The 13,229-nt window shown below is 68.4% G+C and carries 11 protein-coding genes and 3 pseudogenes; 9 read left to right on the top strand and 5 right to left on the bottom strand.

Translation table 11 applies throughout. The features are described 5' to 3' along the window. Nucleotides 1-321 precede the first annotated feature (321 nt). Nucleotides 322-1,158 (bottom strand): patatin-like phospholipase family protein, encoded by an 837-nt coding sequence (locus ACFZCP_RS44265; protein WP_391442487.1) that lies wholly within the window; start codon nt 1,156-1,158, stop codon nt 322-324. 737 nt (nt 1,159-1,895) lie between these two features. Between ACFZCP_RS44265 and ACFZCP_RS44260 the strand changes: the two genes are divergently transcribed. Next, nucleotides 1,896-2,402 (top strand): suppressor of fused domain protein, encoded by a 507-nt coding sequence (locus ACFZCP_RS44260; protein ID WP_391442485.1) that lies wholly within the window; start codon nt 1,896-1,898, stop codon nt 2,400-2,402. A gap of 31 nt (nt 2,403-2,433) precedes the next feature. On the opposite strand, the gene ACFZCP_RS44255 is transcribed toward ACFZCP_RS44260, so the two are convergent. Continuing rightward, nucleotides 2,434-2,943, bottom strand: coding sequence for a hypothetical protein (locus ACFZCP_RS44255; protein WP_391442482.1), 510 nt, complete (start codon nt 2,941-2,943; stop codon nt 2,434-2,436). Between the two features lie 50 nt (nt 2,944-2,993). On the opposite strand from ACFZCP_RS44255, the gene ACFZCP_RS44250 reads away from it, so the two are divergent. Together ACFZCP_RS44250 and ACFZCP_RS44245 are read left to right on the top strand one after the other, a co-directional pair. Continuing rightward, a complete protein-coding gene (locus ACFZCP_RS44250) occupies nt 2,994-3,143 on the top strand; it encodes a hypothetical protein (RefSeq protein WP_391442479.1) in 150 nt (49 codons plus the stop codon). Between the two features lie 560 nt (nt 3,144-3,703). Beyond that, nucleotides 3,704-3,934 (top strand): hypothetical protein, encoded by a 231-nt coding sequence (locus tag ACFZCP_RS44245; protein WP_391442477.1) that lies wholly within the window; start codon nt 3,704-3,706, stop codon nt 3,932-3,934. 318 nt (nt 3,935-4,252) lie between these two features. Here the strand turns inward: ACFZCP_RS44245 and ACFZCP_RS44240 are convergent, their stop codons facing one another. Further along, a complete protein-coding gene (locus ACFZCP_RS44240) occupies nt 4,253-5,152 on the bottom strand; it encodes a zinc-binding dehydrogenase (RefSeq protein WP_391442474.1) in 900 nt (299 codons plus the stop codon). Between the two features lie 265 nt (nt 5,153-5,417). Continuing rightward, a pseudogene (locus ACFZCP_RS44235) lies at nt 5,418-5,522 on the bottom strand (IS5/IS1182 family transposase); the annotation flags it as partial. A gap of 419 nt (nt 5,523-5,941) precedes the next feature. Here ACFZCP_RS44235 and ACFZCP_RS44230 point away from each other — a divergent pair. Then, nucleotides 5,942-6,088, top strand: a pseudogene (locus ACFZCP_RS44230) (hypothetical protein); the annotation flags it as partial. 178 nt (nt 6,089-6,266) lie between these two features. Continuing rightward, nucleotides 6,267-6,590 (top strand): hypothetical protein, encoded by a 324-nt coding sequence (locus ACFZCP_RS44225; protein ID WP_391442557.1) that lies wholly within the window; start codon nt 6,267-6,269, stop codon nt 6,588-6,590. A 975-nt stretch (nt 6,591-7,565) separates the two neighbouring features. On the opposite strand, the gene ACFZCP_RS44220 is transcribed toward ACFZCP_RS44225, so the two are convergent. Next, nucleotides 7,566-8,951 (bottom strand): MFS transporter, encoded by a 1,386-nt coding sequence (locus ACFZCP_RS44220; RefSeq protein ID WP_391442471.1) that lies wholly within the window; start codon nt 8,949-8,951, stop codon nt 7,566-7,568. A gap of 125 nt (nt 8,952-9,076) precedes the next feature. On the opposite strand from ACFZCP_RS44220, the gene ACFZCP_RS44215 reads away from it, so the two are divergent. The 4 genes and pseudogenes from ACFZCP_RS44215 to ACFZCP_RS44200 all read left to right on the top strand — a co-directional run bounded on the left by ACFZCP_RS44215 (nt 9,077) and on the right by ACFZCP_RS44200 (nt 13,091). Next, the gene (locus ACFZCP_RS44215; protein ID WP_391442468.1) at nt 9,077-9,964 is read left to right on the top strand and encodes a helix-turn-helix domain-containing protein; all 888 of its coding nucleotides are present in this window, start codon (nt 9,077-9,079) and stop codon (nt 9,962-9,964) included. Nucleotides 9,965-10,306: 342 nt separating this feature from the next. After that, nucleotides 10,307-11,545 (top strand): annotated as a pseudogene (locus tag ACFZCP_RS44210) (IS701 family transposase). Nucleotides 11,546-11,573: 28 nt separating this feature from the next. Next, nucleotides 11,574-12,122 carry a GNAT family N-acetyltransferase gene (locus ACFZCP_RS44205; RefSeq protein ID WP_391442466.1) on the top strand — a complete coding sequence of 183 codons (549 nt, stop codon included), beginning with the start codon at nt 11,574-11,576 and terminating at the stop codon, nt 12,120-12,122. A 54-nt stretch (nt 12,123-12,176) separates the two neighbouring features. After that, complete coding sequence (locus ACFZCP_RS44200) at nt 12,177-13,091, top strand: IS982 family transposase (RefSeq protein WP_391442463.1); 915 nt, start codon at nt 12,177-12,179, stop codon at nt 13,089-13,091. Nucleotides 13,092-13,229: the final 138 nt, after the last annotated feature.

The raw sequence follows: 13,229 nt of genomic DNA, 5'->3' as shown, positions 1-13,229 counted from the left end.
CCCTCGGTCCGCTCGCCCTTGAAGACGCTGAACTGCGCCGGGACGGCCACGGGTGACGTCGGAAGCGACGGCTCTCCTCGCGCACCCCTGTGAGTGGGACCTACCGCCGGACAGCGTCACACCCTGCACTGACACCTAAGCCGAGGTCCTGCCGCCGAGCGGCGTCTCCGCTGGCAGTGACGGCAGCGACCAGGCTCTCACCCGCGGGATCCACGAGCGTTGCCCCGGCGTGACCAACAGTCTGGGGGTGGTGAGGCTGTTCGTCAAAAAATGATCACGGACGCTCTTGTGTCACGCCAGGAGGCAACCCCTTCGACTCGTTCAAGCCGACGGCCAGGCTCCGGCCAGTTGCTCACGCGCGGCAGTGGCTTGCCGCTGACCTGCCTGGAACGCGGGCACCCACGCCGATGGGTTTGACGGGTCCGTGCCGAGTGCTGCCGCCGAGGCCTCGTCCGGGAACAGCGGCACCGCCGTCTCCGCGCCCAGCGTGGCCGACGCTGCCTGCCCGGGAGCCTGACGCTCCATCGGCTCCACGACGACCAACCTACGCGCGCCGGCTGCGAGGTCCGCGTTGGCGCCTGCCCGCAGCGCGCCGTCGATGTAGTGGCGCCCGCCGACCGAGACGGGAGGCGCCGCGCCCGGGAACGCACTGGAGGCCGCGACGGCGGCGGCCAGCGGGACGCCGCTGTCGCGATCCCAGACCACCGGCTCGCCGCTTCCAGCGTCCACAGCAGGGATCAGCAGGCGGCACTCGGGCGGCCAGATGTCCGTGCCGACGAGCCGGCGCCGGACCGCGACCAGGGCCTGCTCGGCCTCCGGGTCGGCCGCATCAAGGGCGATCCGCCCGACCTGCCGACGAGCCTCCACCGGCGGCAGGCCGGCACCGAGGACCGCGAAGACCTCACCCATGCGCTGCAGGTCGGCCTGCGGCGGCCGGGGACCGTCACCGCGGTTGTCGGCGGGATCGGCGAAGTGCGCGAGGTCCTGGCCCGTGGCCAGCGCGGCGCCGACGATCGCACCTGCCGAGGTACCGACGATCAGATCCGCCGCGCCCAGGTCGACGCCGAGGCCGCGCAGGCCGTGGGCGAGTCCGGCCATCCAGGCGGTACCAACCAACCCTCCCGGGCCGAGCACGAGCGCGCTGTCCGGTGAATGCATCGTTCCCCCAACCGTTGCTGTGGCGATCTCCACTCTAGGGTGGAGGTGAACGAGGCGAAGGGGCTGCCTGCGGGCATGAAGCCGGGGCGCTCCTGTTCAGGCCGCTGCGGCAGACCGCCGAGTCGATCGACCAGACCCTCCAGGGTCGGCTCGACCTGGAACGACACGTCGGAAAGAGCCCTGCCGGAGCCGCCGTCTGGGTGCTGTTGCGCAAACTCGCACTGACCGCGGCGATCTGGCCGACGGCAAGACCGGCCAACCCGTCAAATGATCACTGGTTGACTTCGATCGCTGACCGCGACGGCGCCCCTTGGAGTCATTCATCCGGTCCGCACCGCCGGAGGCTGCCCCGGATGCATCCGCAACCGCAAGGTGCGCGAACGCGACGGCCAGGCCCTCGCCGAGCACCAGATCGACCGCAGGTACGAGGCGCCCACAGGCAGGCCCCGGTAGTTCCCGCCGAAAGACCGGCGGGTGAGTTGATCACGATTCGCGATCGGCGCGTTCTCGGACAGCTTCTGGTTCGCCGGCGTCAGCAGTGGACTTGTATCAGCCGCCGCGCCGCCGCTGAGTCCGAGCGGCCCGGCGTTCACCAGGCGCCAGCAGTCCCATGACAGTGAGTGAGCTGTCAGGGGCGGTCGATCGCGGTCTGGGATGATCTCGTGGTGAGTGATGCGAGGGTGCTGGCTGCGGAGGCTGTTGAGTCACATGTCCGGGTGTTCTTCGAGGGGCACTCTGTGGAGGTCGTCGACTACGACCTCGGGCCGGAACGCCGACAGGTGGCGCCCGGTCTGCGATTTCGCGTTGTGGGTCCCGGTCCCCGCAGTGACGGCTGGGCCTATGTGACCGCTGGGTGTTGGGCCGCGATGGACAAGGAGGGTCATGGACTTGAGTTCGTCATGACTGCCCACGTCCGCGACCAGAGGTTCATTGAGCTGATGGCGATGATCGCCTACTACCACTGCGGAGGGCATCAGCTCGACCTGGAGCACAGCATGCCGATCGGTGAACCCTGGGTGCCGGGTTCAACCTGTGATCACCTGTTGATCAGCCTGCCCTATCTCCACGGACCCGACCTGGAACACTGTTCCGTTCCCGGGGGGCACGCCCGCATCCTGTGGACCCTGCCCGTGACGACAGCCGAGATCGAGTTCCGCAGGCGTCACGGGCACGAGGCGTTGGAGCAGCTTTTCGACGAGGCAGAAATCATCCCCACCGATCCTTTCAGGGCGTCGGTCGTCTGAGTCTCCGGCCCACGGCGGTCACCGTTTCTGGTCACCGAAGGGCATAGCGGCTCCAGGTTCCGCCGGCCTCGGTGACCAGGAGGGTGGCGATCTGGTCATGGTGGCCGCGGGCTTTTGCGATGACTGGAGCCGGTGCTTGGAGGACGAGTTGGCGGATCGCGGAGGGACTGACGCGCTGTGCTGGGACGCCGATCTCACGCAGATGGACTTGGAGGCTGACCGGATTCATCGGCTGTCCGGGCTGGCGTCCTGGGAAGAGCCGGCGGGAGATTCTGCTACTGGCGTAGGGCAGATGCTCGCGGCAATGAAGGTAGGCGCGCATGAGGTCCGCGATGGGATCCGGCAGCGATGATGGCGGATCACCCAGCCTGACCGTGACGATGGTGGTGCCGTCGGTGACGTCGCCGACGGTGAGGTGGACGATGCGAGTGACAGGCTGGGCATAGAGGAAGACGAGCGTCGCCGCAGCCCGGCTGCGTAGAGGCAACAAGTCGTCGTTGAAGACCCGCCGGAGCATGGCGAGCCGACGATGCTGATGCAAGGGTTCCGGGGTCCAACCCAGCGGAAGCCGCCGGCTACTTCACTCCGCCCTTGTTCCAGGCGCGAAGCTGGGCCACCGGCCGGATCCGCGATCAGCACCTGGTCGTCCTGCTCGACGCCGCCGGCGAGGACCTGGGTTCCCCCGGCAGTACGCCCGCCTGTCGGCGACGGCCGTACGAAGTGCTCCAGGAGATTCGATGAACTGCTGCTGGGAGGTGCGCGTGTTCCGGATGCAGTCGTCGGTCCGGGGCGGCCGTGGCCAGATGCCTGCCTGGGCGACGGGGTCGCTGCCGGGGCGGTCTTTGGGAGGACTGTCTGCTTGGGATGCGGCTGGTCACTGCCCCGGCTCGCGGTACTGGATACTCGGTCTGTCACATGATCGGCTCGTGGCTCGGCGGTTGCCGTGCCGCGTCTACCCCAGAAGGCAGATCCCAGCGTGTTCCAGGAAACCCCGATCTTCAACCGCCTTGTCGCAGAGCGCGGTGATGTGCCGGCCCAGGCTCGTGGTGAAGCCGACCGCGTACGCCACGAGCTGGCGCGGGTCTTGCCCTCCGCTCCCTGGCCTGCCGACCGCCCGCGGCGGCAGCTGCCTCAGCTGCCGGGCGGCAACGTCCCTCCCGGTGTCCTGTGACGTTCCGGGAAGGGCCACGCCCGCCGGGCCCTGGCGGATCGAACGTCTGCCCCTTGGAAGTGCCGGGCCGCTCCGCCACCGTGACCAGGCGTCCGAACCGTATTGGCGAGAGCGGGGGTACGCCTGCTGCATGGACACCCGCAACGGTGTGCGCCGCGCCGCGGCCGAGGCCGCCGCTGTCGTGAAGCCGCGCGTGCAGCGGGTCAGCACGCGCTCGTCGACCCAGGTCTTCTTTGCGGGACGCCGCCTCAGTGATCATTTCAGAATGATCTCGGTCCGCCTCGGGTCCTCGTGCGGCTTCCCGCGCCTTACCTGGGCGCATCACTGCTCTGGAGGGCAGGGCGGCACTGTTCCGTCATGACTGAGGACACCCAGAAATACGCCACTCGAAGCCTGGCCGTCTGGGAAGGTGACCGACCGTCCCGCGACCTTGCTGCTGGTCAGACCTTTGAGGAGCTCTACGGCCACTTTGTCCGTCGTGGCGGATGGGAGGACCGCAGCCCGTATGAGCCTCCGACCGAGCGCATAGCGGCGTATGTGGCGGCGCTGGTGGTGCGGTGGCCTAATCCGACCGGGGACGAGGATGACCACCCGTCGCCCCCCTCGGCCTTGACGGCTTCTCAACCGTGCCTGGCGGGCACCGTGGTCCTGCATCGGGATCGGGCGGTGCCCGGTCGGGTCATGTTCGGGTGAGCACGATCTTCTTACCGCCGGCCCGTCCGGTAACCACCCGGGCGAACGCAGCCGGTCCCTCGCTCAGCGGCAGGGGTTCCGGTGCGAGTTTCAAGGTTCCCGCGGCTGCCTGCTCCGCCAGCTGGACAAGCTGCGCGGCGTTGGGCTCGACGTAGAGGTCCCAACTCGTGATGCCTCGTTCCTCCGCAGGCGCGTCCGAGGTCAGGGAGCACAGTCGGCCGCCGTCCCGCACCATAGGCAGGGCGGAGTCCGCCGTGCCGGTGGCGATGATGAGGGCGGCGTCGAACCCGCCGCGTACCTTGGCCGACCAGTTCGGGTCGTGGTAGTCGACGACCTCCGTCGCTCCCAGACCGAGCAGGCGCTCTGCGGCGGCAGGGGACGCGGTCGCGGTCACCTCGATGCCCTTGGCCGCGGCGAGTTGGATGGCCAGGGCTCCGGTGGCCCCGCCTCCGTTGGTGATCAGGAGCCGCTGTCCTCCGCTGAGGTCCAGCTTCTCCAGGGCCTGCAAAGCGGTGAGTCCGTTGACCGGCAGCGCCGCCGCGTGCACGGCGTCCAGCCCGGGCGGGCAGGCTGCCGCGTGATCCGCGTTGATCAGAACGCGTTCGGCCCAGAAGCCGCTTGCCCCGGGCAACGGGGCCTCGTGTGCGAGCACCCGGTCGCCTACGGCAAACCCGGTGACACCCGCGCCGACGGCCAGCACCTTGCCCGCGCCCTCCACTCCCAGCGCCGCCGGGGGGCGCAGCCCCACGTCCCAGCCGGCGCCGTTGAGCAGTTCGTCCCACGGACCGACCCCGGCCGCCTCAACCGCCACCAGGATCTGACCGGGCCCGGGAGATGACGGTTCGGGCAACTCCAGCAGGGCGACTTCCTGCTCGGCACTGGACACTCCGCACGCCTTCACAGCAGATCCTTCTCCTCTCATCCAGTCCGGCCGACCCGGAGGTACGGCCCGGAAACCCACAGCAGACACCAGCGTCGACCTTGGGTTCCCCTACAAAGGTCGCTCGTGGACTCAGCCGCATTGGTGTCGAGCCTATGCAGCCAGTGACCCGGACATGTGGTCCATTTGAACAGTGGCAAACTGGGCCAATCATGGAATGGATCTGCACCTGGACCTTGGGGCGGGTCGGGGCGTGCGCCATCGTGTTCGAATAGCGAAAGCGCCGCTCACGCTGCGGCAGCAGCGGCTCCAGGCGGTCCCGCAGCTCATCCGACACCATTCACGGCGACGTCCCCACATCAAACCGAACGCTCAACTCCCGCCTCGGACGCGGCGATCAGAGCCTATCCACCGCATTGTGTTAGCCGCTGTTAGAGCAGCGCCCGCGTATGCGGGGCAAAAATCACCCGCCCGGAGTCGCTGCCGGATGCAAGTGGCCCCTCCGCTCGCTTCGGCAGGCCAGGTCTCCGCACTCGCGGGAGAGAGCAGGTGTGCGTACCCCCTCGCGGACAGCGTCCGCCCGCCCCGCTGGTGGTCTACGATGTCACGCGCTACGACGGTCGAACAGGTACACGAACGTGGAGGAGTTGGTGCACCACGCAGCGGACCGAAGGGGGCAGGAGATGGCAGGCGCGCCATGGGCGGGTGTACCGACCTCAACGCCGTCTCCGGGTTCTCCACCCGCTGCGGCGCCGCTCACCCGGGCAACTTGTTGAGCGCGCCGCCGAACGCGGCATGACCGCGCTGGCCCGGACCGACCGCTACGCTGTCACCGGCGCCGTCCGGTTCTCCCAGGCCGCCCTCGAATACGGCATCCGGCCGATCTTCGGCATCAACCTGGCCGTCGCCCCGCTCGTCCCTGCCCCAACCCAGCGGCATCGCACCCCGGTCCGCGGCGGCGCCCATGTGCACGAGCCGCCCCACCGGGTCGTCCTACTCGCCAGACTCGCGTCGGCTGGGCCGGCTGCGCCGGCTGCCCTCCGCGCCCACGCGCACGGAGACGGCCCGCCCGTTCTGGCCTGGAACGACCTGCGCCAGCACGCTGCGGAGGGGGTTGACCATGCTGCTCGGCCTCGCCTCCGAGCCGGTCCGCGCCCTGGCTACCGGCCGCGGCGACCTCACCGAACACCTCCTCGCCCCCTGGCAGCAGCTGCCCGGCATCCGGCTGTGCCTGGAAACCTGCTGGCTCGGCCTAGCCGGCACAGGCGCCGCCTCACTACGCCTGGCCGCCCGCACCCTCACCCTCGCTGACCAGCTGGGCATCCCGGCCGTGCCGACCAACGTCGTCCCGCTGGTCGGTGGGGACGATGTTCACGAGAGCGGGCAATCCGAAGCACAGGTCAGACGCTCGGCGGCGGGGCACGGGCTCTGTCTACGTCCGTAGTGGCGCTGAGGTGGGTGCCGGCAAGGGTCCGGACGGGAAAGCCGTCCGAACCCTTGGTGGAGGATCGGCAGCCAGATTCGTTCCGCGTCTGAGGGGGCAGCGACGAAAAGCAGGTCATGGGGTGATGGATTTTCCGCACCGACGGGGTGTCGTAGGCAGACGGCCTGCTGCCCCGCGTTCACATCAGGACGCGGTGCCACAGGTCACGGTTGACCTGGGATTTCTCTTGCCGCGCGGCGGCCCTGTTCTGAGGGGGCGGCATGAGCCGCGAATCAGTGTCGGATCTCTGACGGGCGTGTGTTTCAGTTGAGCGGGCCGCAGCCGGTAACGGGTTTGGTGCGTGCTATCGAGGTTGCGCAGATTTGCTCAGAGTGGCCTGGTCCGTCGTAGTACCAGATGCTTACGTAGTGTCGGCTGTCCGGTATGGTCCAATTGGCCTTTGTGACACCGTTGTCGCTCAAGGAGACGGAGCAGGCTGGGGAACTGGGGTTGGTCTCCCATCTCATGTATTCGTGCCCGCCTGCCTGCACCTGGATCTCCTGGAGGATCTGGCAGCCTGGCGCCGGGACTACGGCATATCCGATGGGGCCCGGCGCTCCTGCGGTGGGTGCTGCCGAGGCGGGTCCGGCCATCGCGACGACGGCCGCAGCGGTTCCCGCTGCGGCCGTCAGGGACATGGTACGGCGGATCATGGTTTCTCCCTGAAGGGGCGAAGTGGTTGCCATCCATGCTGGGGGAGAGGTCCGCGAGATGGGCTCCGCACGGCGATGGAATGGGCGAAACTTGCCTTCGTGGCGCGTGTATCGGTGGATTCCGTACTGAGCCTCATGGACTAGTACTCCAGCCGTAGATCGTTACCTGATGCTGCTCACGCGCCCCGTCGCCCGCCGCTGACCGCCTAGCCGTGCGCCGCCCGGCTCCCTCAGGCTGAGTTCATTACCGGGCCCCGCGCCAGACATCCCCGTCACCGTCCCGTCAGCTACGGCCGCGCGGCAGCATGAGGGCCGCGGCCGTGGTGGCTATCAGCATCACAGCCGCGACGCACAAGGCGACCCGCAGACCCACAATGAACTCACCCCGGTCCGCGACCAAGGCTCCGAAGACGGCCACGGCGAGCGCGCCGCCCGTCTGCCGGAACGAGTTCAGGATCCCGGCGGCCATTCCGGCCCGATCTGCGGCGATGTCGTTCAGCAGGATGGCGGTCAGGGAAGGTACGAAGAAACCTAGGCCGAGGCCGACCGGGATGAGCATCGCCGCGATCACTGGTCTGCTGGTGCCCTCGTCGATCCAGAGCAGGCCGAACATCGCCAGCGCGAAGATCGCTTGTCCCATGGCGATCGGCATCCGCGGCCCAAAGCGGGCCGCAGCCCTGGCCGAGGCTAGGTTGGCTCCGGCGATCACGGCCATCATCGGTAGGAACATCAGCCCCGCGGCCATGACGGACAGGTTCAGAACGTCCTGAAAGAACAGACTCAGCACGAACACCAGCCCGTAGAACACGGCATTGACGACGAAGCCGATCGCGACCGAAACCGTCACCGTGCGCGAACGGAAGAGGTCGAGCGGGACCAACGGCGCGGCGGTACGTGCCTCGATCATGATGAACGCGGCCGCCGCCACTGCGGCGAGCCCCAGGCAGCCCAGCACCACGGGCCCGCCGAAGCCGTTCTCCCCTCCGTCGATCACCGCGAAGGTGAGCGCCGCGAGCGCGACGATCGCCGTGAGCTGGCCGTACGGATCGAGCGGCGCGGCGCGGCGCGGCGAGCGCTCCGCGCGGGTCAACACCGCGAGGGTGGCGATGCCGACGGGCAGGTTGACGACGAAGATCGCCCGCCAGCTCAGAGTGCTGGACAGCACCCCGCCGGCCACCGGGCCGGCGGCAACCGCGACGGCTCCGCCAACGGTCCACAGTGCGATGGCCCGTGCCCGTTCGGCCGCGTCCGGGAAGGCCTGCCGGACGAGGGCCAGCGAGGAGGGCAGCATGATCGCCGCCGCGCTCCCCTGGATCAGGCGGGCGGCGATCAGCTCGCCCAGCCCCGGCGCCAGTCCGCAGGCCGCTGAGGCGACCGTGAAGACCGCGACGCCGGCGCCGAACGCGCGGCTCGCCCCTATGCGGTCGGAGAGCGCGCCCGCGGAAAGCAGGAGTGCGGCGAACATCAGCGTGTAGGCGTCCACGATCCATTGCAGTCCCGCCGTGCTGCCGCCGAAGTTCCGCCCGATCCCGGGCAGCGCCACGTTCATCGCCATGGTGTTGAGGTTGAGCAGAAAGATGCCCATGAAGGTGGTCGCCAGGATCAGCTTCGGTGCGGCCGTGCGTTGCCGGGCATCCGGTGAAGGGCGGGCTGGTTCAAGTGTGGTCATCCGTTCAGGCTGGTGAGGCTCGCGAGGGCGAGGCAGACCGTGATCTTCCGGGGTGCGCCAGAGGTGGGTGCAACAGGGCCAGGCTCCGGGCTGGACCCCTGATCACACGCTGGCAGAATGACGACATGACCGAGTTCGGGAAGTTCCTGCGGGCTCGCCGTGGCGACGTACGCCCGGCAGACGTCGGGCTGCCAGCCGGAACCGGCACGCGCCGTACGCCGGGTCTGCGCCGGGAGGAGGTGGCGGCGCTGGCCGGTGTGAGCATCGACTACTACATACGTCTGGAACGCGGCAAGGAGACCCATCCGAGCCCCTCCGTGGTCGAGGCGCTGGCCGACGCGCTCCGCCTCAGCCAGGAGGAGAGCGGCTTCCTGCACGAGCTGGCGGCGCGCGCGGCGCGGCGTGCACCCGAGCCCCGTCCCCTGCCGTCACGGCGGGTCCGTCCGACCGTCACGCAGCTTCTGGAGACCCTCCGGCCCAACCCGGCGTACGTCGTGAGCCGCACCAACGACCTGCTGGCGGCCAATCCCGGCGGGCTGCGGCTGCTCCACGGCATCGCCGACTGGCCGGAGCGGCAGCGGAACACCGTACGGTACATCTTCCTGCACCCAGCTGCCCGCGAGCTGTGGGCGGACTGGGAACAGAAGGCCAAGGGGTGCGTCGCCCAGTTGCGGGCGATCGCTGGCAGCGATCCGGATGCCCCGGATCTTGCCGCACTCGTAGGTGAGCTAATCGTCAAGAGCCCCGACTTCAACCGGCTCTGGGAGCGGTACGAGGTGCACACGATCGGCGACGGCGAGAAGACGCTCCGACACCCGGAGGTCGGCACGATGACGCTCTCGCACGAAGGGCTGTCCCTCAACCGCGCACAAGGCCAGCGCCTCATCATCTACATGGCGCCGCCGGGCAGTCCGGACCACGACAAGATGACGCTCCTCGACCTCGCCTCCGGCCCGTCCGTCGGATCCGGCGAGACGGCGCCCGTCTCACCCTCTCGGAGACAGAACAGCTAGCAGGACTGGGCAGTCGGAGAACCACTCGCTGTCCTGAACGTCCCAGACCAGCCAGGCATGAGTCAACGGGCGGCCGATGAGCGAACGCAGCCGCTGACCGTGGCCTGCCACGACCGCGGAGCGACCGTTGAGCCATTGAGGCCGGTAGCTTTCGATCCCGGAGTTGAACACGCCAGGGTCCTCTCAGAATCAGACATCACGCGCCTTTGCCGAGGCTCCGGGGCTGGTTCGGGAACGGGTGCGGCCACCGTTGAGCATCGGTGTGTGAAGACAGGAGATCAGACGGTGGCCGCAGGTCACAGCATAGATCCTGCCCCGTGGCAGGATCTGTTCGAGGCGTTGATGAGCCGCATCGCGGGGCGGTTCGCCCGGGCGGAACCGCGGCGCCGGGCGAGGGCGATGGTGCTCGGTTTGCTGTCGGACTTGCCACGCAAGAATTGCTGGACGCTCGCCGAGTACGCCGGGGACACAACCCCGGAGGGCCTGCAGACCTGCTGTCCAGGGCCAGTTGGGATGCCGACGCGGTCCGCGACGACACCCGCGGCTTCGTCGTCGAGCAGCTGCACGACCACGACGTGGTGTTGGTCGTCGATGAGACCGGCGACCTGAAGAAGGGCACCGCCACGGTGGGCGTGCAGCGTCAGTACACCGGCACCGCCGGACGCGTCGAGAACAGTCAGGTGGCCGTTTACCTCGCCTACTCGACCCCGCGAGGGCACGCGGCGATCGACCGGGAACTGTATGTTCCGCGCCTCCTGGACCCAGGACACAGCCCGCTGCCGTGTGGCCGGGATCCCTGACACCGTCGGTTTCGCCACGAAACCCTCGCTCGCCGCACGCATGATCGGCCGTGTGCTGGACGCCGGTGTCCCCGCGTCCTGGGTAGCCGGTGACGAGGTCTACGGTGGCAACCCGCATCTACGGACCACGCTGGAAGGACGGCAGATCGGCTATGTCCTCGCCGTCGCCTGCGACCACCAGATCACCACCCGCGCAGGCAAGTTCCGCGCCGACGTCCTGGTCAAGAAGCTGCCGAAGCGGGCCTGGCAGAAGCTCTCCGCCGGCGCCGGAGCCAAAGGGCACCGCTTCTACGACTGGGCCTTGGCCGACATCGCCGACGACCGGTCCGGCCACCGCCACCTACTCGTCCGCCGCAACCGGCGCACCGGCGAACTCGCGTTCTACCGCTGCTACTCGGCGGCCCGCGTGCCGCTATCCACCCTCGTGAAAATGGCGGGACGCAGGTGGACGGTCGAGGAGACCTTCCAGTCCGGGAAAGGCCTGGCCGGACTCGACGAACACCAGGTCAGGCGCTGGACGTCCTGGCACCGCTGGGTCACCCTCGCGATGCTCGCCCACGCCTTCCTTGCCGCGGCAACCGCCGATGAACGTGCACAGGAACAGGCTCCGGACGGTCTGATCCCGATGACCTGCAACGAGATCCAGCACCTGTTCACCACGCTCGTCGCCCAGACCGTCCACTCAGTCATGCACAGGCTCCACTGGTCCGAGTGGCGACGACGCCACCAGGCCCGGGCCCGCGCCTGCCACTACCGTCGGCGGACCGCCCAACAACCATGAAGATCACGATCTACGGCTGGAGTACTAGATGATCAATTCCAAGGGGTCGCTGGGCGATCGTAGGAGGTTTCGCTCCGGCGGATCGGCCTGCGAGAGTGTGGCCATGAGTGATGTTGTTATTCGTCGGGCCGAGGTCGACGACGTGCCTGCGTTGGCGGCCTTGCGCTGGCGGTTCAAGGTGGAGGACGGCGAAGACGACGTCCCGCAGGACGAGGAGGAGTTCGCCGCTGAATGCGAGCAGTGGCTGCGTTCCCGGATGGTTGGGCCTTGGCGTGTCTGGGTCGCGGAAGCGGGCGGCCGACCCTGTGGTCACGTGTTCGTGTGTCTCGTGGAGAAGGTCCCGAGTCCCTACCCGGGCTCCGACACCCTCGGCTACGTGACGAACTTCTACGTCGTCCCTGAACAGCGCAATCGCGGCCTGGGCAAGGCCCTGCTCGACGAGGCGACCGACTATGCGCGCGCTCAGGGCCTGGATACGTTGATCGTGTGGCCGTCCGAGCGCAGTACGGCGCTGTACCGGCGCTGCGGATTCGACACGTCGGCCGAGCTCCTCGAACAGCCCGTCGCGCCCAGCTGAGCGAAGTTCTTGCAGTGACTGTGCGGACGACGCGAGGGCATCCAAGGTCAGTCTGTGACGAACGACCTGGACACCCTCGCGACCGCACTCTATGTGAAGACCGACGACCTGCTGACGGACTCGCCGCAATTCGCCCCGCAGCGTCCGGCTGTGGGCATCGTTCCGCAGCTCAGCGACGCCGAGCTGGTAACGCTGGCGATGATGCAGGCGATGCTCGGTTTCACCTCCGAGGCCCGCTGGCTGCGTCATGCCGGCGCCCACCTCCGCCACCTCTTTCCGTACCTGCCCCAGCAGCCCGGCTACAACAAGCGGCTGCGCAAGGCAGCCGATCTGATCCGCCGGGTCACCCGGGCACTGGCCCGCGACACTACCCTGTGGAGCGATGACGTGTGGGTGGCGGACTCCACGCCCGTCGAATGCGGACGCTCCCGAGAGACCGTCAAACGCTCCGATCTGGCCGGATGGGCCCAATACAGCTACTGCGCCAGCCACTCGCGCTACTTCTGGGGACTGCGGCTGCACCTGGTCTGCACCCTTCACGGCCTGCCGATCGCGTTCGCGCTCACCGGGGCCAAGGCAGACGAGCGCGAGACTCTGCTCGACCTGCTCACTGTCGAACCCCGCCTCGCCGCCGAACACCCAGGACAGACACTGATCGGAGACAAGAACTACTTCGGCCGCGAGTTCGAACAGCGGCTCGCCGACCTGGACATCCGCCTCCTGCGACCGGCCCGCAAGGGCGAGCCCCAGCGGGCCGGATCACAGCTGTTCAAACCACTGCGGCAGGTCATCGAGTCGGTCAACGAGACCTTCAAGGGCCAGCTCGACCTCGAACGGCACCGAGGCCGCACCCCCAACGGTGTAGCCGTCCGAGTCCTGCAACGCTTCCTTGCACTCACGGCCGCCATCTGGCACAACGACCGCACTGGCCAGCCGACCATGCGCGCGCTCACCGCCTACGACCACTGAACCCCCTGGAATTGATCATCTAGGAACTTCCGGCGCATCACACTAAACGGTGTCCCGTAAGCCCTGTTCAGACGTGTGATGATCTTGATGTGGGTGCTGTGGTGACGGTGGATGAGCCGAAGTGGGTGGGTCTGCTTG

Source organism: Streptomyces sp. NPDC007971, from assembly GCF_042958635.1.
Classification (GTDB): Bacteria; Actinomycetota; Actinomycetes; order Streptomycetales; family Streptomycetaceae; genus Streptomyces.
This window is presented reverse-complemented; position numbering and strand designations above follow the sequence as displayed.

Bases quoted from the DNA above. Each gene is read 5' to 3' on its own strand.
- ACFZCP_RS44265 (WP_391442487.1), bottom strand. From the start codon at position 1,158: ATGCATTCACCGGACAGCGCGCTCGTGCTCGGCCCGGGAGGGTTGGTT.
- ACFZCP_RS44245 (WP_391442477.1), top strand. From the start codon at position 3,704: ATGGACACCCGCAACGGTGTGCGCCGCGCCGCGGCCGAGGCCGCCGCT.
- ACFZCP_RS44225 (WP_391442557.1), top strand. From the start codon at position 6,267: ATGCTGCTCGGCCTCGCCTCCGAGCCGGTCCGCGCCCTGGCTACCGGC.
- ACFZCP_RS44220 (WP_391442471.1), bottom strand. From the start codon at position 8,951: ATGACCACACTTGAACCAGCCCGCCCTTCACCGGATGCCCGGCAACGC.
- ACFZCP_RS44215 (WP_391442468.1), top strand. From the start codon at position 9,077: ATGACCGAGTTCGGGAAGTTCCTGCGGGCTCGCCGTGGCGACGTACGC.
- ACFZCP_RS44205 (WP_391442466.1), top strand. From the start codon at position 11,574: ATGATCAATTCCAAGGGGTCGCTGGGCGATCGTAGGAGGTTTCGCTCC.